Source organism: Streptosporangium roseum DSM 43021, assembly GCF_000024865.1.
Lineage (GTDB): Bacteria > Actinomycetota > Actinomycetes > Streptosporangiales > Streptosporangiaceae > Streptosporangium > Streptosporangium roseum.
This window is the reverse complement of the sequence record NC_013595.1, coordinates 2,666,945-2,685,822: the sequence shown is the minus strand read 5'-3', so window position 1 is coordinate 2,685,822 and position 18,878 is coordinate 2,666,945. Positions and strand designations below refer to the sequence as shown.

General features: G+C 71.5%; 16 protein-coding genes. 8 read left to right on the top strand and 8 right to left on the bottom strand.

The window, feature by feature from the left end:
• Positions 1-5: 5 nt before the first annotated feature.
• Positions 6-206: a hypothetical protein gene (locus SROS_RS11925; protein WP_012889181.1), complete on the bottom strand. Its 201-nt coding sequence runs from the start codon at positions 204-206 to the stop codon at positions 6-8.
• On the bottom strand, positions 203-1,399 hold the full coding sequence (locus SROS_RS52810; protein WP_012889180.1) for a glycosyltransferase family 9 protein: 1,197 nt from the start codon (positions 1,397-1,399) through the stop codon (positions 203-205). The genes SROS_RS11925 and SROS_RS52810 overlap by 4 nt, the downstream gene beginning before the upstream one ends.
• A gap of 582 nt (positions 1,400-1,981) precedes the next feature.
• On the opposite strand from SROS_RS52810, the gene SROS_RS11915 reads away from it, so the two are divergent.
• From SROS_RS11915 to SROS_RS11905, 3 genes are all read left to right on the top strand, one after another.
• Positions 1,982-2,941 carry a glycosyltransferase gene (locus SROS_RS11915; RefSeq protein ID WP_012889179.1) on the top strand — a complete coding sequence of 320 codons (960 nt, stop codon included), beginning with the start codon at positions 1,982-1,984 and terminating at the stop codon, positions 2,939-2,941.
• A 130-nt stretch (positions 2,942-3,071) separates the two neighbouring features.
• Positions 3,072-3,461, top strand: coding sequence for a hypothetical protein (locus SROS_RS11910; protein WP_012889178.1), 390 nt, complete (start codon positions 3,072-3,074; stop codon positions 3,459-3,461).
• A 94-nt stretch (positions 3,462-3,555) separates the two neighbouring features.
• Positions 3,556-4,230: a DUF6766 family protein gene (locus SROS_RS11905; protein ID WP_012889177.1), complete on the top strand. Its 675-nt coding sequence runs from the start codon at positions 3,556-3,558 to the stop codon at positions 4,228-4,230.
• A gap of 84 nt (positions 4,231-4,314) precedes the next feature.
• Here SROS_RS11905 and SROS_RS11900 read toward each other — a convergent pair whose 3' ends face one another.
• Positions 4,315-5,232 (bottom strand): LysR family transcriptional regulator, encoded by a 918-nt coding sequence (locus SROS_RS11900; RefSeq protein ID WP_012889176.1) that lies wholly within the window; start codon positions 5,230-5,232, stop codon positions 4,315-4,317.
• 116 nt (positions 5,233-5,348) lie between these two features.
• On the opposite strand from SROS_RS11900, the gene SROS_RS11895 reads away from it, so the two are divergent.
• The 3 genes from SROS_RS11895 (at position 5,349) to SROS_RS11885 (ending at position 7,786) form a co-directional block, all read left to right on the top strand.
• Positions 5,349-5,795 carry a carboxymuconolactone decarboxylase family protein gene (locus SROS_RS11895; protein ID WP_012889175.1) on the top strand — a complete coding sequence of 149 codons (447 nt, stop codon included), beginning with the start codon at positions 5,349-5,351 and terminating at the stop codon, positions 5,793-5,795.
• 115 nt (positions 5,796-5,910) lie between these two features.
• Complete coding sequence (locus SROS_RS11890; protein WP_043655361.1) at positions 5,911-7,296, top strand: MFS transporter; 1,386 nt, start codon at positions 5,911-5,913, stop codon at positions 7,294-7,296.
• A gap of 13 nt (positions 7,297-7,309) precedes the next feature.
• A complete protein-coding gene (locus SROS_RS11885) occupies positions 7,310-7,786 on the top strand; it encodes a pyridoxamine 5'-phosphate oxidase family protein (RefSeq protein ID WP_012889173.1) in 477 nt (158 codons plus the stop codon).
• A 213-nt stretch (positions 7,787-7,999) separates the two neighbouring features.
• Here the strand turns inward: SROS_RS11885 and SROS_RS11880 are convergent, their stop codons facing one another.
• The 3 genes from SROS_RS11880 to SROS_RS11870 form a co-directional block, all read right to left on the bottom strand.
• Complete coding sequence (locus SROS_RS11880; RefSeq protein ID WP_012889172.1) at positions 8,000-8,668, bottom strand: AIM24 family protein; 669 nt, start codon at positions 8,666-8,668, stop codon at positions 8,000-8,002.
• A gap of 165 nt (positions 8,669-8,833) precedes the next feature.
• A complete protein-coding gene (locus SROS_RS11875; protein ID WP_012889171.1) occupies positions 8,834-12,925 on the bottom strand; it encodes an Ig-like domain-containing protein in 4,092 nt (1,363 codons plus the stop codon).
• Positions 12,926-13,057: 132 nt separating this feature from the next.
• Positions 13,058-14,464, bottom strand: a complete 1,407-nt coding sequence (locus SROS_RS11870) for a glycoside hydrolase family 43 protein (RefSeq protein WP_012889170.1) — start codon at positions 14,462-14,464, stop codon at positions 13,058-13,060.
• Positions 14,465-14,868: 404 nt separating this feature from the next.
• Here SROS_RS11870 and SROS_RS11865 point away from each other — a divergent pair, with 404 nt between their 5' ends.
• Both SROS_RS11865 and SROS_RS11860 read left to right on the top strand, forming a co-directional pair.
• Complete coding sequence (locus SROS_RS11865) at positions 14,869-16,674, top strand: histidine kinase (protein ID WP_012889169.1); 1,806 nt, start codon at positions 14,869-14,871, stop codon at positions 16,672-16,674.
• Positions 16,671-17,327 (top strand): response regulator, encoded by a 657-nt coding sequence (locus tag SROS_RS11860; RefSeq protein ID WP_012889168.1) that lies wholly within the window; start codon positions 16,671-16,673, stop codon positions 17,325-17,327. Before SROS_RS11865 ends, SROS_RS11860 begins: the two co-directional genes overlap by 4 nt.
• Here the strand turns inward: SROS_RS11860 and SROS_RS11855 are convergent.
• The gene (locus SROS_RS11855) at positions 17,324-17,974 is read right to left on the bottom strand and encodes a phosphatase PAP2 family protein (protein WP_012889167.1); all 651 of its coding nucleotides are present in this window, start codon (positions 17,972-17,974) and stop codon (positions 17,324-17,326) included. The two genes, SROS_RS11860 and SROS_RS11855, sit on opposite strands and share 4 nt — an antisense overlap.
• A gap of 119 nt (positions 17,975-18,093) precedes the next feature.
• The gene (locus SROS_RS11850; protein WP_012889166.1) at positions 18,094-18,810 is read right to left on the bottom strand and encodes a maleylpyruvate isomerase family mycothiol-dependent enzyme; all 717 of its coding nucleotides are present in this window, start codon (positions 18,808-18,810) and stop codon (positions 18,094-18,096) included.
• Positions 18,811-18,878: the final 68 nt, after the last annotated feature.

The window sequence follows — 18,878 nt, the reverse complement described above, 5'->3', positions numbered from 1 at the left end:
GCTCGTCACGGCCATGACGTCTCCGTGGCAGGGCAGGCGACCATCTCCCTGTGCTCACAGCCCACCGGCCGGCCGGGGGCGGGCACGACGGTCGCGGCCACGTCCTCGGGCGGGTTGACGTCGGCGGCCGGCGACCGGCCGTCCGCGTCGACGCCGTCGGCCGCCGCGAGGGGACTCGTGTGCTCCGGTATCAGGGCGATCCTCAAGGGACGGCCTCCTTCGCGAACGCCAGGCGGTTGACGGCCTCGACGACGTCGGCGCTCGGCACGGACGACAGGCAGGGATGGCCGGCGATCGGGCACAACCTGGCCCGGCTGCCCCGGCAGGCGGCGTTCTGGTCGCCCAGCACCACGCTCGGCACGCCGTACGGCGCCCAGCGGGCGGCCGGGACCACGGGGGCGAAGAGGCTGACCACAGGTGTGCCGACCGCCGCCGCGAGATGGGCGGGACCGGTGTTGGCCGCGACCACCACGCTCGCCCCGGCGAGCACCGCCGCCAGTTCGGCGAAAGTCGTCCTCCCGCCCAGGTCCGTGACGGATTCCCAGGCGGGCCCGTCTCCCGTCTCCGGCCCCGGCCCCGGCGCGGAGCACGCCTCCTGGACGGCCCCGTGCGGGAGGCGCGTCTCCTGCGCGGGGCCCAGGACGGGCGCCCTGCCCGCCCACCCGTCCGGTACGGCGGGCCGGCCGGAGAGGCCGGACCGTCGCGCGCCGGCCACCCGTGCGGTGAGCGCGCGCTCGCCCGGACCGCCGGTCACCACGACCCGCCAGCCCGCGCGGACGAGGTCGTGGACCGCCCTCGTCCAGCTCTCCGCGGGCCACGCCCTGACCGGGGCGGAGACCCCGGGGTGCACGACCACGTAGCCGGGCGGCCCTGTCAGGTGCCCGACCTCGGGCAGCGGGCGCCGTACGGCGAGCGCTCCCGCGTCGCCGGGCGGCAGCTCGAACCCCGCGGCCCTGGCCAGCCCGAGCATGCGCTCGGCCTCCGGCACGTCCGGCTCCTCGTCGACGACGTGGCACACGTCGAGCAGCGAGCCGGGGTAGTCGGCGCAGATGGCGGCGGTCTTCGGCGTCCCTGCCAGTCTCAGCAGCAGGGCCAGCGGCAGCGGCGACTGGTGGAAGGAGGTGAGGATCAGCGCCAGTTCGGGCGCCACCTCCTGAACGGTCCGCAGCAGCCGCAGGGCGTGCGGGCCGGTCATGGGCGGCGGGTTGGGGTCGATCCACGGCGTCCGCCACTCCACCACCCTGGACACGCCGGGCAGCAGCTCGGCGGCCGCCCGGCCGTGCGGCCCGGCCAGCAGCACGACCTCCCTGGCTCCCGCGGCGACCGCGCGGACGGCGGGCCCGGCCAGCAGGACGCCGCCCGCGCTGTCCGGCCGGGCGACGAGGACGGTGCCGATCATCTCCGGACCCGCGGTTCGCCGCGGAGGCGCCGCGCACAGGCCACCGGTGGACCGACCGCGCTCGTGATCACCATCCGCCCGATCTCCTCTGCCGTACGCGGTACCGGAGCGATGCGGGCCCAGGCGGGCTCGGCGGTGCGGACCGCCCACGCCGCTGTCGCCACGGCCGCCGCCCTGCCCGATCGACCACGAGCGCCGCCGCCGGGTCATGGAAGATCGCGTTTATCCCGAGAAACCTCATGGATTCGCCTCCGGTGTGTAACTGCTTAACTACCGAACGGAGCGGTTCTCAAACGAGGACGTGGGGAAAAGTCCAGGTAAGAGACCTGCATATCGTCAGATATCACTCTCTGTAGTTTTTTCGGGGGTTGTCCCTCCCATCCGCCGAGCGCCCAGCCCGTTGACGAGAAACACCCCGGAGACGCCCGTGCCGAGCCGCGAACATCCAGCCGCCGTCCTTTTCGACCGCGACGGCACGCCGATCGTGAACGTCCCCCGCGACCGCGATCCCGGCCGGGTGGAGCCCGCCCCGGGAGCCCGCTCAGATCCCGGCCGGGTGGAGCCCGCCCCGGGAGCCCGCTCATGAGAATCCTGCTCTGGCATGTGCACGGGGCCTGGACGACGGCGTTCGTCCACGGCGCCCACGACTACCTCGTGCCCCTCGTCCCCGGCCGGGGCCCCGACGGACGCGGCCGGGCCCGGACCCACTCCTGGCCCGCCACCGTGCGCGAGGTGCCGTGGAACCGGCTCCGTGGCGAGGACGTCGACCTGGTCGTCCTGCAGCGCCCCCAGGAGCTGGATCTCGTCCGGCGCTGGCTGGGCCGCCACCCCGGCCGGGACGTGCCCGCCGTCTACGTCGAGCACGACGCCCCGGCCGGGAACGCCCCCGGTACCCGGCACCCGATGGCCGGACGCGGCGACATCCCGCTGATCCACGTGACCCACTTCAACGACCTGTTCTGGGACTCCGGCAGGGCGCCCACCCAGGTGGTCGAGCACGGCGTCGTCGACCCCGGCCACCGCTACACGGGCGAGCTCCCCAGGGCCGGCGTCGTGGTCGACGAGCCGATCCGGCGCGAGCGGGTCGCCGGAACCGACCTGCTGCCGAGGTTCGGCTCCGCCGCCCCGCTCGACGTCTTCGGCATGAAGGTCACCGGCCTGCCGCACCGGCTCCGTTTCCCGTTCGGGACCTTCGAGGACCTGCCCCAGCGGGCGATGCACGCCGAGCTCGCCCGGCGGCGCGTCTACCTGCACCCCTATCGGTGGACCTCGCTCGGGCCCTCCCTGATCGAGGCCATGCTGCTGGGCATGCCCGTCGTGGCGCTCGCCACCACCGAGGCCGTCGAGGCGGTGCCGCCGGAGGCGGGGGTGATCTCGACCCGCCTCGCCACCCTCACCGCCGCGCTGCGGACCTTCGTCGACGACCCGGCCCGGGCCCGGCAGTCCGGGAAGGCCGCACGCGCCGCCGCGCTCTCGCGCTACGGCCTCGGGCGTTTCCTGTCCGACTGGGATCGCGTGCTCGCCCAGAGCGCCGGAGGCTGAGGCGCCTCAGCCGCCGGCTGTCCCACCGGCGCGGCCCGGCGGCCCGCCGGCGGGGCTCCTCCCACCCCGTCCCCGGCGACCGTGCCCCCGGCCGGGTGAATTCTGTGGCGAGGGGGGGAAGAGGATGTCGATGAAGACTCGGACCGTGCTGGTGGTTCTGGGAGCGCTGGCGATCGGACTGACCGGTTGCGCGTCCTCGGACAGGGGGCCCGCCGAGCAGGCGGTGACGCGGTTCTACACGGCGGTGCACGACCGCCATGGCGGACAGGCGTGCTCGCTGCTGACGCCGGAGGCGGCCGAGAGCCTGCGGACGGGGGGTCAGACGTGCGCCGAGACCGTCCTCGACCTCGACCTGCCCGGCGGCCAGGTGCGCGACGCCGAGGTCTGGGGCGACGAGGCCCAGGTCCGGCTCACGCGGGACACCGTCTTCCTCCACAGGTTCCCGCAGGGCTGGCTGGTGCGCGGCGCCGGCTGCCGGTCACGCGGCGACCTGCCGTACAGATGCGAAGTGGAGGCCTGACATGCGCGTCATGTTCGTCACGACCGTCGCCATCGTCGCGATCGGCCTGATCTACGTCTTCGCCATCGGCCTGCTGCGCCGTTAGGGGGCACTCTTGAAACGTTTCGTCAAGGAGAACTCCCTCAGCCTGTTCTTCCTCGTCGCCTTCGTGCTGGCGCTGGTCGGCCAGTCCTTCGCCGGCAACGCCGCGGCCAACGACCAGCGGCTCAGCGAGGGCGGGGCGCCGATCTCCTGGGCGCGGTACGTCACCTCCTCCGACTTCGCCGTCGACGTCGCGGAGAACTGGCAGTCGGAGTACCTGCAGTTCCTGCTGTTCATCCTCGCCACGGTCTGGCTGGTGCAACGGGGCTCACCGGAGTCGAAGAAGCCCGGCGAGGAGGGCGGGGAGAGCGACGCCGAGCAGAAGACCGGGCGGCACGCCACGCCCGGCAGCCCCAAGTGGGCCAGGGCGACCGGGCTGCGGCAGACGCTGTACGGCAACTCCCTCGGCGTGCTGATGGGTGTGATCTTCGTGCTGTCGTGGCTGGGCCAGTCGGTGGCCGGCACGGCCCGCTACAACGAGCAGCAGCTCGCCCGGTTGCAGGACCCCGTGAGCTGGGGCGGCTACGTCACCTCGGGCGACTTCTGGGACCGCACCCTGCAGAACTGGCAGTCGGAGTTCCTCGCCGTGCTGTCGATGGTCGTGTTCTCCGTCTACCTTCGCCAGCGCGGGTCACCGGAGTCCAAGCCCGTCGGCGCCCCGCACGGGCAGACCGACGTCGAGGGCTGACCCGGGGACGTCGAGGGCTGACCCGGGACCGCGGGGAGGCCGAGGCGCCGGCGCCCCCTCTCACCGTCGAGCCGGACGCCCCGGTCACCGCGACTGCCCCCGCCGGCGCGGTGCGGCCGGTCCGGAGACGAAGCCGAGTGCCGTCTGCGTGAAGGCTCCGCGCCTGACGGTGGCATCCGCCGTACGCCAGAGAAGTCCGTATTCCAGCGGTGGGGCGTCTTCGATGGGGATGTAGGCCAGGTCGGGGCGGGGGTAGTAGCGCGCCCCCTGGGCTACGGCCACGGTGACCCCCTGGCCAGCGCCGACGAGCGTGAGGAGTTCCTGCCAGTACCGGGTGGTGAGTGAGCGGCGGATGGGCTTGCCGCTCGGGGTGTGGGGCGGGGTCAACTGATCCACGAAATAGTCCGGCATTCCGGAGATGAACAGGACGAGCTCGTCGGCGAGGTCCTCCACGCTGACCGTCTCGCGGTGAGCCAGACGGTGGCGACTGGATACGGCGAGGACTTTGGGGTCGGTGATCAGGACCGGTCCCGCGGTCAGGTCGGGCTCGTCGACGGGGAACTCGGTGAGCTGGATGTCCAGCTCACCGCGGCGCAGAGGCCCGAAGGGGTCCGACAGGTGGACCTCGCGGATCTGAACCTCGCAGTCGGGATGGCGAACACGGAAGGCATTCACGATCTTCATCACCATCTCGCTGGCCAGCGGGCTGGAGAACCCCACGCGCAGGACGCCGCCGACGCCGCGCGCGGCGTCGGCGGCTTTGGCGAGCGCCTGGTGAATACCGCGGTGATGGGGTGTCAGGTCCTCGCGGAGCTGCTGCCCGACGGGCGTCAGCGTCACCCGGCGGCTGGTGCGATCGAACAGCGGGCCGCCGACGCGCCGTTCCAGGACTTTGATCATTTGGCTTACCCGCGCCCGTGACACGTGCAGCCGTTCCGCGGTGCGACCGAAGTGCAACTCCTCGGCCAGCGTCAGGAAGGCCTCGATTTCCTGCCAGTCCATCTCACACGCCCTCCGATCGGTAAAGCCACCTTACCGATAGGTGAGCATTTCGCTGTTGTTCGAGGTCACGGCGTGATCGATGCTTGACCAGCCAACAGGAATCAGAGGAGGGCTCGATGTATCACGAGCGAATCGCTCTGAGCGCGGTATCGCCACAGGCTGTCAAGATCATTATCGAGCTCGACGACGTGTTGCAGCAGGAAGCGCTGATCGATGACCGGTTGCGGGAGCTGGTGAGGATCCGCATCTCCCAGATCAACGGGTGCGCGTACTTCCTCGGCGGGCGCTCCAAGGAGCTCCTCCGCCTGGGTGACACCCAGGAGCGGCTCCACCAACTGGCGGGCTGGCGTGACTCCCGGTTGTTCTCCGCGACCGAACGGGCCGCGCTGGCCTTGGCCGAATCCATGACCTGGTTGCAGTCCGAAGGTGTGTCCGATGAGGAGTACGGCGAGGCCGAGCGGCTGCTCGGGCCCTACAACCTCGGCAACCTCATCATGACGATCTCCCTCTGCAACGCACTGGACCGCATGTGCATGACAGCTCGGCTGCATCCCCCGAGCTGAGCTTCGCCCTGCCCTGACCCTCACGGCACGAATGCCGCGCGGCCGATCCGTGCTGCCCGGATTCGCGTCAACGAAGAACGGAATGGAAAGCCTGATGTTTCAACAGACCGACCGCATGAGCGGGCGAGCATGGGGCATGTTGCTCGTCCTGTGCGGCGCCATCTTCCTGGAAGGCGTGGACGTCTCGATGATGGGCGTGGCCCTGCCGTCGATCCAGGCGGAGCTGGCCATGTCCACCGGCGAGCTGCAGTGGGTGGTCAGCGCCTACGTGCTCGGCTACGGCGGCTTCATGCTCATGGGCGGCCGGGCCGCCGACCTGCTCGGGCGCAGACGCATGTTCCTGTTCTGGCTGGCGGTCTTCCTCGTCTTCTCCGGCCTGGGCGGCTTCGCCGGCGAAGGCTGGATCCTGATCCTGTCCCGGCTGGTCAAGGGCATAGCCGCGGCGTTCCTCACCCCCGCGGGCCTGTCCATCATCACCACGAGCTTCCCCGAGGGCAAGCTGCGCAACAAGGCGCTTCTCGTCTATGCCGGTACGGCCGCCGCCGGGTTCTCCCTCGGGCTCGTCGTCGGCGGCCTGCTGACGTCGATCAGCTGGCGATGGGTGTTCTTCGCCCCGGTCCTGATGACCGCGGCGATCCTCGTCGCCGCCGTCGCGCTGGTGCCCAGGGACGAGCGGAGCGACCGTCCCGCCCAGGGCTTCGACTTCGCGGGCGCCATCAGCGTCACGGGCGCCGTGCTGCTGCTCGTCTTCGCCGTCGAGAGGGCGGCTCACGTGGGCTGGGCGCAGACGCTCCTGCTGCTGGCCGCGAGCCTGGCTCTGCTGGCCGCCTTCGTGGCCATCGAGCGGCGGTCGCGTTCTCCCCTGGTGCGGCTGGGCATCTTCCGTTCGGGAGCGCTGGTCCGCGCCAATCTGGGCGCGATCCTGTTCTCCGGCTCGTTCTTCGCCTTCCAGTTCATCGCCGTGCTCTACCTGCAGCAGCTGCGCGGGTGGTCTCCGCTCCAGACGGGCCTGGCCCTGCTGGCCATCGGCATCGACGCCGTCCTCGCCCCGACGCTGACCCCCTGGCTGGTCAACCGCTTCGGCAACGTGCGGGTGATCTTCGGCGGGCTGCTGCTGGCCTTGCTGGCCTACGTGCTGTTCCAGCCGATCGGCCTGGACTGGACCTACGCGGCCATGTTCCCCACCATGATCCTGCTCGGGACGGCCTTCGCACTGGTCTACGGGCCGCTCACCATCGCCGCCACCGATGGGATCGCCGAGGAGGAGCAGGGGCTCGCCGGCGGGCTGCTGAACACCTCCTTCCAGTTCGGCGCGGGACTGGGACTGGCGGCCGTGACCGCCGTCAGCCTCACCGCGACCGGAGGCGACGTCTCACCGCAGGGCGTACTCGACGGCTTCCGCGTCGCGTTGATCGTGCCCGTCGTCGCCGCCGCCCTCGGCGCTCTCGTCATCGCCCCCGGGCTGCGCCGTAGCAAGACCCCGATCGAGCAGCACGCCTGAAGCTGGAGACACCATGGCTGTGAAAGTGAAGTCCTTCGCCGCGATCGAGAGCGAGTTCAACGCGTTCGTCGGCGCCATCGTCTACGCCACGATGGTCACCGTGGACGCCAGGAATCGGCCCAGGACCAGGGTTCTGATCCCCATCTGGGAGAACGTCGACGGCACCCCGCTCGGCTGGCTCGCCACCTACAGGACGCCCGTCAAGGCGGCACACATCGCCAACAACCCTCACACCAACTTCTCCTACTGGACCCAGGGCAACGACTCCGTCGCCGTCGACACGGTCGCCGAGTGGGTCGACGACCTGCCGACCAAGAGCCACGTGTGGGACCTGTACAAGAGGACGAGCCCGCGTGGAGCCGGCTACAACCTGGGCAACTTCTGGCACTCGCCGGCGGACCCCAAGCTCCACGTCCTGCGCCTGACACCCTGGCGTATCCAGGTCATCCGCGGCATGGACCTGCGCAGCAGGATCTGGCAGGCCGCCTGACCTCCGGGGCCACGCCACCCGATCACCGGCGGGAAAAGGCCGCTCGTCATGAACTCCCCGGCCGGGGAGACACGGGAGGTTCCCCGTCCACCGCGGGCCGCCTCACAGCCCATGCGGTGGACAGGTCTCCGAAAGAGCGCGGCGGACCCGCCTCGTCATCCCGTACGGCGGCCCCGGGCGGGGTCGCCGTACGGCCCGCGGGCACCGGCCGGTTCAGCCGCCGGTCTGCGGGATGATCGGGCCCTCGCTCGCCTGGACCAGGACGAAGCCCTGGCCCTGGAAGGCGAGCTGCGCGGCCTCGCCGCTCCCCCGGCCGATGAGCGCCCCCGCCTTGAGGGTGCGGTTGACGCCCACGCGCAGCCCGGCGCTCCAGCACACCGCGGACTGGCTGTCGGCGAAGGTCGGCGCGTGGGAGGTGTCGAGCAGCACCGGCGCGCCGTGCGCGGTGACCGCCACCCAGCCGGTGCCGTGGATGGTGGTGTTGAACAGGCCGCCGGTGGCGATGCCGGCGCCCTGCAGCCGCTGGATGTCCCAGGTGAGCTGCGGGTCGAAGGCCAGCAGGCTGGTCCCGTTGACGGTGATCGCCTCGTTCTCCAGGTAGAACAGGTGCACGTCGTCGGCGTTGTTGGCCACGAAGAGCGCGCCCTGCCCGCGCACCCGCATCAGCGGCGCGCCCTCACCGGTGACCATCTTCTTCAGGAAGCGCCCGACCCCGCCGGATCCCTCGTAGTCGAAGTCCATCTGTCCCTGGAAGGCGACCATCGACCCCTGCCGCGCCAGCACCTCTCCGTTCAGCTGCACCCGCAGCATCTTGGGGTTCTGCAGAGCGAAATGGCCGGGGAACTGGCCCTGGTCCAGGTTCCCGAAGAACGAGCTACGCACGGAGAGATGCCTTTCAGCCTCGGAGAAGTCGTATGAGGAGTGACGAACGGAACGGGACGGGAGTTCCTCCACGGCCACGGTACCGGCGCAGGCGCCCGGCCGGGCGGTTCGGACGGCCGCCGCGCGCGGCCGTGGCGGGAGCCCCGGTCGCGGGCGGCGGCGCGGTCACCGCCGTGGGGCGGCCGAGGTGGCCCCGCCCGCCGTACCGCCCCCGCTCGCGCCGACGGTGACGGTCGCCTGCGCGGTGAGCGAGGTTCCCGGCACCGTGCCGGTGACCGTGAAGAGGCCTGGCTGGGCGTACTGGGAGGCGGGAATGGACGCCCAGGTCACGGTGGTGGTGATGTTGTCCTTGGAGCCGTCGTTGAAGGTGGCGGTCACCGTCGGAGGAAGGGCCGGGGCCGTGCCTGCCGGGGTGAAGACGGTCTCCGGCTCAAGGAAGGTGACGCTGACGGCGTTGGTCGGCCGCACCCACACCGTGGCCGTGGCCGCGGTGGTGGTGCCCTCCACGATCCCCGCGACGTCGAAGCCGGACCCGCCGTTCGCCACCTGGGCCGCGGTGATCTGTGCCCAGCTCACCGGCGCGTTCACCCGCGAGCCGTTACTGTAGATCTTCGTGACCGTGCCGGGGAGGGTGGGGATCTGCCCCGCCAGGGTCGCCTTGTGGACCGGGCGGATCGACTGCGGGTTCTCCGCGTACGCCCGCCACTCCAGGATTCCCACGGAGCCCGATCCGCCGGCCAGCGAGGCCCGCAACCGGGTCGTGGTCACGCCGGCGAAGGTCACCTTGTTGAAGGCGTTCAGCGCCCGGGGGTAGGTCCCGGGGATGTCCGCGTACGCGCTGCCGTTCCAGTACTGCAGCTTCCACGACGCGGGGAGGCGCACCCCGCCGTTGTCGTCGAAGAAGTACACCTCCGCCGAGTTGAGCCGCTGCGGCTGCGCCCAGGTCAGCTCCGCCCACTGCGTGCCGGTCTCCGGCCAGGTGCCCCACCGGGGGTTCGCCGAGTCGTTGGAGCTCGAAGGGGTGAAGCCGTCGTTGAGCGCGGCCACCGACTCCCACGGGGAGGTGTGGGACGCCGACGGGGCGGCCGTGCCCGCCACGTTCACCGGACCTCCGCCACCCGTGCCCTGGCTGACCGTGACGGTCACGTCCGAGGTCGTCGACGACGAGCCGTCACCGGCCGTCAGGCGCACCGTGTAGGTGCCGGCCACGGTGAACGACGCCAGCGTGGTGGTGGAGCCCGGCGCGGTGAAGATCGCCGTACCCGGCCCGTTCACCAGCGACCAGGCGCTGGTCAGCGTGCCGTTCGGCAGGGCGTCGTCCTTGACCTTGCCGATCAGCCTGACCTGGGAGGGCTGGTTGTACGCCGGGTCCTTGCGGGCCAGCGCGTACGGCGCCGCGTTGGTGGAGGCGGGCGGGCTGCCCGGGGTGTTGAAGACCTTGACCTCCGTGAGACCGGTCCTCACCCCGGTCTGGTGGGTCATGAGCACCCGGACCCGCTGCGCCGTGACCGACGGGAAGCGCACCCGGTTGTGGTTGGCGACCGGCGTGGCCGGGCTCCTGCTCTGGCCCGCGACGGTGACCCAGGCGCCGCCGTCGTGGTACTGGATCTCGTACATCGACGGCTCGGCGTACCCGGTGGCCGAACGGTCGTTGCGGAAGTGCACACGCACGTCGTTGAAGGCCTGGGCCGATCCGAGGTCGATCTCGTACCAGTCCCGGGCGTTCGCGGACCCCTTGGCCCCCCAGAACGGTTCGTTGATCGTGAAGCCGTCCACGGCACCCGCGGTGCCGGTGCCCGAGGCGGTGAAGGACGCCGTGGCGGTCCTCCCCTGCGCCAGGTCGACGGCCCCGGCGGTCAGGTTGACACCGGCCTTGCCGAACAGGTCGACGAGCCGCGCGCCGGTCTGCACGACCTGGGCGGGTGCCTGCGCGCCCGGCACGGCGACGTTGTGGAGCACCGTCCCCGCCGTGGTCACCGTGCCGGTGGCCGGGTCCCAGAGCAGCGGGACGAGCGAGTTGACGGTCACCGCCCGGGTGCCGTTGACATAGACGGAGTAGCCCTGCGGGACGCCCGGGTAGCGGACGATCCCGTCGGCCGGGTCGTCCCACACGATGGTCAGGTCGCTGTTGCGGTAGCGCAGGTTGTTGACGGTGAAGTGGGACCAGCCGATGTTGATCGGCGACAGCTCGACCTTGCTGTCGTCGCGCGGGCGGAGGCCGGCGACGTCCTCGACGACGGTCCAGTTGCTGCTGCCCAGGATCGTGTGGTGGATCCAGGACCGGTAGCCGATGGCCGACCCGTTCCAGTCGGCCCAGTATTCGTTGGAGTCCGGCCAGGCGGTGTCGCCGCCCACGTACTGCGCCCAGGCGTTCCAGTAGAGCAGCTTCTTGTAGTGGTCGGCCGTGACGAAGGAGCTCGGGTAGTTGCGCAGCGCGGAGGAGAACAGCCGGAACTGCACCGTCGAGTTGATCTGCGAGAAGTTGTTCGAGCCGGGGTTGCCCGCCGCCGCCGCTGCCGCCTTGTCCTTCTGGTTCGCCGTGTAGAACGGGAAGATCGGGTACTCGGCCGGGTCGTCGAGCAGCCGTAGCGCCTGACGGTAGGTCGCGGTGTTGGGCATCAGGCCCACCGCGTACGGGTAGAAGTTGTTGATCTCCTTCCACGGCACGAGCGCGTTGGTCGCGACGTGCCGGTGCTGGAGCATCTGGGCGGCGGGGTTCCACAGCACGTTGACGACGGCGTTCTTCACGTTCGTGGCGATGGCGCGCATCTCGCCGGCCTTGGCCGTGTTGCCGATCGTGTCGTAGGCGGCGGCCGAGGCGAGGGCGTTGCTGTAGACGTAGGCCGATTCGGTGCGGTCGAGGTTGCCGCCGCGCCAGTGGAAGGACACCGCGTCGGCGTCATTGCCGGTCAGCGCGCCCCAGTCGTACTCGATGAGGTTGTTGTGGTCGTGGTCGTAGTGCCCGAGCTGCCCCTTGACGTCCTGCTCGGCATACCGTGCCAGGTTGCCCGCGATGGCCGGCTGCCCGCCGTGGATCTGGTAGCTGCGCCAGGCCGCCTCGGAGATGTACTGCGTGTAGCTGTTTGACCAGTTCTCAGGATCACCTGGGTTGTCCATGTATCGACCGTTCTTCGATACCTCGCCCGCCGAGACCCACGGCCCGTAGGAGTACATCGGGTCGCGCAGGTATTTGAGGTCGTCGACGAACATCGGCACGGTCAGGGCGATGGCGTTGTTGTAGCCGAGCGCCCCCTCCACCGAGGTCGGGTACTGGTAGTCCTGCCCGGGGATGTCGGCGTCGAGGTAGTTGAAGCGCATCAGCCACCAGCGGTAGTAGACGCTCTTCTTTATCGCCGCCTCGGGCACGTCGATGTAGGGGACGTTCTTCACCCACCACAGGTTGTAGGCCCGCACGTGGGTGGCGAACGCGTCCGCGGGGGTGGCGGCGCGGTAGGCCCGGTAGTCGGCGAGCGAGGCGGGGATCTCCTCGGTCACGAACCCCATCTCCACCTTGGTCGTCACGGTCGCCCCCGCCGCCACGGTGACCGTCCGGCTCAGGTCGGTGCCGCTGACCGTGAAGCCGTCACCGGCCAGCCGAGGGAAGAGCGTGGTCAGCTTGTTCTTCGCGTCGACGATGCCGGTGAGCTCGTCGCCGGCCGCGGTCTTCGTGTACGGCGAGGCCGCCTTCAGCGTGAGCGTCTGCGCGCTGGAACCGCTGTTGGTGATCGACAGGTTGGTGACGGCGACATTGTTGTCCGTGATGAACTTCGTGACGTTCACCTGGACGTTGCCGCTACTGTGGACGCTCTTCCAGTGGCTGGGCGCCTGCCATCTCCGGTTCACCTGCTCGGTGAAGGTGCCGGGGGAGATCGCGATCGAGTAGGCGTTCTCGTTGCTGATGCTCTCCCAGTAGGCCACCTGCCCGCCGAAGCCGATCACCGACGGGGTGTGGGTCTTCATGAACAGGGCGCGCCCCCGGCTCATCAGCCAGGTGCCCGCCGGGTCGTTACCCGACCTGGCCAGCAGGCGGTCCATCCAGAAGTCGGTGCCGGAGCTCTCGGCGTCGTAGATCGTCTGCATCATGTCGCCGGGCGTGTACGCGGCGGGAGGGGCCGGGATCGCGGGACCGCCGAACGTCGGCAACCCGATGGTCTGGGCCGCGACGGCCGGCCGGCTCGGGGCGAGCGTGGTGACGGTCAGAAGGGCCGCCGTCACGATGACGGTCAGCCGCCGCCAGGCATGTGGGGGGAACGGCATGGTGTCACATCCCTCGGGAGGGGCGGGGGTGGGTGATGCAACCCGGCGCACCGGCGCCGGAGGGTGGGCGGGCGGTCAGGCCGTGATCGGCCGCGGGAGAGGCGGGGCCGGCTCTCCCGCCCGGCGGGAGCCCTAGAGTGCCATCCACTCCAGGACCCCGGTCGAGTAACCGGACCTGGAAGTGATCTTCAGCCGCAACCGGGTCGTGGAGACCTGGTTGAAGGTGGTGACGTTGTAGGTGTCACCGGCCACGCCGCAGGACGACTGGCCGGGCACGTCCACGTAGGAGCCGCCGTTCCAGTACTGCACCTGGCAGGACGCCGGCAGGTCGATGCCCTGGTCGTCGTCGAACCAGTAGGTCGCCACCCGGCTGATGTTCCTGGCCGTGGGCCACTGGTACTCGATCCACTCCGTGCCCCGGTGGTCCCAGTTGCCGTACGCCCCGTGGCTGCGGTCGGCCGACCCCGTGGGCACCGCCCCGTCCTTGATCGCGCCGAGCGTCTCCCACGGGGAGACGTACGAGGTGGAGGCGGTGGCGGTCAGCGCGTGGTTCGTGCCGGTGGGCGGCTGGCCGCCGCCTCCCGGACCCGTGGTCTGCACGACCTTCCGCATGGTGCCGTCGGCGTTCCAGTAGAGCTTGTCGAGCGTGACCGAGCGGCGGAAATTGCCGCCGCCGGGGGCGCCGGCGGTGTGGTAGACCATGTACCACTGGCCCTTGAACTCGACGATCGCCGGGTGGTTGGTGGTCGAGGTGACCTGGTCGAGCACGACGCCGCGATGGGTCCAGGGGCCCAGCGGGTTGCTCGCGGTGGCGTAGCGGATGCACGCGTAGCCCGGCTGGGAGCAGCCCGAGTCGTTGGCGGCGTAGGCCAGGTAGTAGGTGCCGTTGCGCTTGAACATCCACGGCGCCTCCCAGAAGTTGGTCACGCCCGCCGGCGTGACCACCGGGCCGTCCAGGTTCACCATGTCGGGCTTGAGCTTCGCCGCCCGCAGGCCGTAGTAGGAACCCCAGTAGATGTAGGCCTGGCCGTCGTCGTCGGTGAAGACGGTCGGGTCGATGTTGAGCGGCGAGGAGTTCGGCGTGCCGTCGCTGATGAGCGGCCCGCCCTTGGCGTCGGTGAACGGGCCCAGCGGGGTGTCGCCGACCGCGACGCCGATGTCCATCCACCCCGCCCCGTTGCCGTTGACCGGCACGTACCAGTAGTACTTGCCGTTGCGGGGTTCGACCTCTCCGGCCCACGCGTCGGCGCCGGCCCAGCCGAAGTTCGAGATCGACAGCTTCGCCCCGTTGTCGGTCCAGGTGGTCGCGTCGCCGGAGGAGAACACGTGCCAGTCGCGCATGACGAAGTTGGTGCCGCCCGGAGCGGCCTCGTCATGGCCGGTGTGGAGGTACATCGTGTCGCCGACGACCAGTGCGGCGGGGTCCGCGGTGTAGATCGCGGTGGTGATCGGGCCGGCGGCCGGCGCCGGGCCGGCCGAGGCCAGGACGAGGCCCAGCGCGGCGATGACGGCGAGGAAACCTGATCGCAGTCGTCTCATGACAGTACTCCTGGGGGGGTGGGGAGCGGCCGCTGGCGCCACCGGAGAGAGCCGCGAGCCGGGCCGCCGTCCAGGGCCTCAACCAATCAGTTGCTTGCGTTAGCGCTAACATTCCCAGCGGCGCGAGATCCGCTGGAATCATGGATGGCGGCCCCGTTCACGTTCCACCGAGGTTCCCGAAGTGTTTGCGATACCATCCACCCTGTCAAGACCCAACCTTGACGTCCGCGACACACCAGATGTGAGCTGCGATGTCTTCGGCATACTCGGGCCATGCCTCCGCCGGATCGGCGACGCAAGCGCGTTATCGTTAACATTGATCTCGTCATCCTGTGCTCCGGACCGGCGATGCCCCTGACTTTCGGCAGTGGAGTCACCGCCCGCGGCTGGGTAGCGTCGACCGGATGAGGAAGACGCTCGCTGATCGGATCATCCGGTACCACGTGCTCACGGACGTCCTGCTGTGGGCGGCCCTGTGCCTGCCCGTGCTGTGGGCGGGGCTCACCTCCGCCGAGGACGCGTACACCGGGTGGGAGACGGCGGCCGGGCTGCTCCTCGTGGGCGGGGCGGTGGCGCTCGGCCGGTCCGTCCCCCCGGCCTCGATGCTGCTCGCCCTGACGTTGTGGGAGGCCTCGGTCGTTTCGCGCGGGGAGACGACGCTGGGCATCGCCCCGTTCCTCCTGGCGGCGGTCGTCATGAGCTACCTGGCGGGCGTACGGATGACACGGAGCCGGCCCGGACTGCTCGGGCTGGCCGGTGCCACCGCCCTGACGGCGCTCCTCGTGCCCGCCCTGACCGGGGACCTCGGGGCCGGGTTCGTCGCGGTCGTGGGAGTCGCCCTGTTCGGGGCCGTCCCCTGGCTGACGGGGCGGGGCCGATACCAGCATCTGGAGCTGGCCCGCTCCGGCTGGGAGCGCGCCGAGCAGCTCGAGCGGGCGCAGCGGATCATCGCCGACCAGGCCCGGCTGCGCGAGCGCGCCCGCATCGCCGGGGACATGCACGACCTGCTCGGGCACGAGCTGAGCCTGATCGCGCTGCGGATCGGCGGCCTTGAGGTCGCGCCGGGCCTCGACGCGCGCTACCGCGACGCGGCCGGCGAGGCCCGCAGGGCCGTCACCGTCGCCTCCGAACGCCTCCAGGAGATCATCGAGGTGCTGCGCGACGACTCGCTCCCCTCCTCGCCGGACCTGCCCGGGGAGAGCGTCGGGGAGCTGGTGGGACGCGCCAGGGCCTCCGGCGTCCCGGTCGAGGCGCACGGGCTGCGGGAGGGCGGCGCGCGGGAGGGGAGACGGCTCGCGCCGATGGTGGAACGCGCCGTCCACCGCGTGGTGCAGGAGGCGCTGACCAACGCGGTCAAGCACGCCCCCGGGGCCCCGGTGACGGTTAGGCTCGACCATCTGGCGGACGAGACGGTGGTGACCGTGACCAACGGTGCCCCACCCGCGCATCCGGCGTCCGGCCGCACGGGAGGTCGCGGCCGGGAGGGCCTGCCCACGGGAGGAGACCACGGGGGCGACCACGGGCGGGAAGGCCCGGCGCCGCGTGAGGAGCACCGGCGGGAAGGCATGATCGCGACAGGAGGGCACCGGCGGGAAGGCATGAGCGCGACAGGAGAGCACCGGCGGGAGGGCCTGATCGCGGGCGGGGGCTACGGGCTGATCGGCCTGGCCGAACGGGTCCGCCTGTGCGGCGGGACCCTCCGGGCGGAACGGCACGGCGACGGCTTCGAGCTGGCCGTACGGCTGCCGCACGTGCCGGGCCCGGCCGGGGGGAGCCGGATCCCGTCGCCGTCCGCGGCCCGCCTGGGGGAGGCGCGGCGGCGGGTGCGCCGCGCCCGCACCCTGGCGGTCGGCGCGGCCCTGGCGACCTGTGCGGGGGCGGCGGTGGCCGTGAGCGGTTTCATGGCCTACGACACCGTCACCTCCGCCCTGCCGGCCGCTGATTTCGACCGGCTCCGGGTGGGGCAGGATCGGGCCGGGGTCGAGGCGGTGCTGCCCGCGCGGCCCCGGGCCGACGCCGCGGGCAGGCCGGGCCCGCCGGTGCCCGCCGGCGCCGAGTGCCTCCACTACGGAAAGCACCGCAACCCGTTCGCCGAGCGACGCGGCGACCTCTACCGGCTGTGTTTCCGGGACGGCCGACTGGTGGGCAAGGACTTCCTGCCCGCGGCCTGGCCTCCGCCGGCGGTCGCACGGCAGGGGACGGCGCGTTGATCCGGGTGGTGCTGGCCGACGACGAGAGCGTGGTCCGCGCGGGGGTGCGGATGATCCTGGCGGCCGATCCCGGCATCGAGGTGGTCGCCGAGGCCGGCGACGGGCGGACGCTGGTCGAGCTGGTCCGCGAGCACCGGCCGGACGTCGCCCTGGTCGACATCCGCATGCCGGATCTCGACGGGCTCGCCGCGACCACCGAGATCCGCCGGACCGTGCCCGGGACGGCGGTGCTGATCATGACGACCTTCGGCAGGGACTCCTACATCGCGCGGGCGCTCGCCGACGGCGCCGCGGGGTTCCTGCTCAAGACCGGGGACCCGCGCGAGTTCCTGCTGGCGGTGCGGGCGGCGGCCGAGGGCGGCGCGTACCTGTCGCCCAGGGTGGCCGCACGGGTGATCGGCGAGCTGGCCGGCGACCGCCTGGCCCGCGGGTCCGCCGCCCGCGAGCGGATCGACGTGCTCACCCGGCGCGAGCGTGAGGTCCTGGGGCTGGTCGGCGCGGGCCTGTCCAACGCGGAGATCGCCCGGCGCCTGCATCTGGTCGAGGGCAGCGTGAAGACGTACGTCAGCACGATCCTGGGCCGGCTCGGCGTGCGCAACCGCGTGCAGGCCGCCGTCCTCGCCCACGAGGCCGGGCTGGCCGACCTCGGCTAGCCCCTGCCGGCGCGTCCGGTACGGCCCGCGGCTCCCGTCGCGGTGAGCGCCGGGCGGAGCGCGCCCCGGCTCCGCAGGCGCTCCACCCACGGGGTGAGCGGGGGCGTCAGGGCCAGCATCAGCAGCGGGACCACGGCCGCGCCGAGCAGGCAGCCCCCGATGACGTCGTGCGGGTAGTGCACGCCGACGAAGACCCGGGAGAAGGCCCCCAGCGCGGCCGCGGCCAGGACGTAGGGGGCGGTCCGCCGCCAGGCGATGACGAGGCCGGCCGCCGCGGCGGCGGCGAGCGTCGCGTGGTTGCTGGGGAAGGACCAGTCCCCGTACGGGGGGCAGTCGGCGAGGGCGGAGACGCCGCGCAGGACGCGGCACGGCCGGTCCTCCGCCACGAGATTCTTGAACAGCTCGCTGATCACATAGGCCACCACCGTCGCGGCAGGGGCGAGCAGGGCCAGCGCCATCGTCCGGGCGTCCGCGCGCCGGGCCCGCCACCAGGCGCCGAGAAGCAGGGCCGCGAAGGCCAGCAGCACGGCCTCCGTGCCGATCTCGGCCAGGGCCTGGAACCAGGACGGGGTGCTCCGCGCGAACTCGGTGATGTCGCGGTACAGCTCGGCGCTGATGTCGGGCACGCCGTCGATCCGATCGCTCACTTTTCCTCCGTGTCGTCCCTTCTGGGGCGCCTACGACTGTAGGAATCCGGAGGTCAGGCGGGCAGTCGCCGATCGTCAGCGATCGGCATTGACTTTCGTCAAGGTCACCGGGGCCGGGCTCAGGCCAGGCAGCGCAGGACCGCCCTGAGCCTGCGGTCGATCGGGTGGTCGTCCGGCAGCCGGCCGACCGTCGCCTCGACGAACACGGAGACGGGCAGTTGCGCGCTCATACCGGCCGCGTGCACCCAGACCCGTTCGGCGGTCAGCTCGACCTGCGCCTCCGAGCCCTGCTCCCCCAGCACGAAGCTCGCCACCTCGGCCCGCCACCGGGCCCGTCCGTCGGCCTCGTCGTCCGCCATGGGAGCTCCCACGTCGTCGGCGTGCGTGGCGTACTCGGAGTCGTAGTGGAAGGTCTGCAGGCCCACCGGGTACGGCCCGGCCATGGTCGGCAGTTCCGCGTCGCGGCCGAGCGAGCGCATGCGCTCGCGCGTCTCGCCGTTCGCGCGCCGCCACTCCTGGAGCACCTCCTCGACGGGCATGCCGCGGCCGCGCCGTACGCACCAGTCGTTGAAGCCGTCGAAGCCGCCGGTGACGCCCTCGCGTCCGAGCATCGCGGAGAAACCCGGGACGTCGCCGTCCAGGCAGGCGTGGTTGTAGAGCTCCTCGCCGGCCAGGTGCCCCAGGACGTCGCGCACCGACCAGCCCGCGCACCGCGAGGGGCGCCGCCAGCCCTCGTCGTCGAGCCGGGAGAAGTAACGGTCCAGGCGGGCCGCCTCGGTGTCGAAGATGTCGAAGGGGTCGAGATCGGCCAGCCGATCCTTCGATGGTGAGGTCATGTATCAGAGGTACCCGGAGACGCGGGGTCATGCGCCCGGGTCCGGAGCCGCCGCACCGTCTCCCCGGC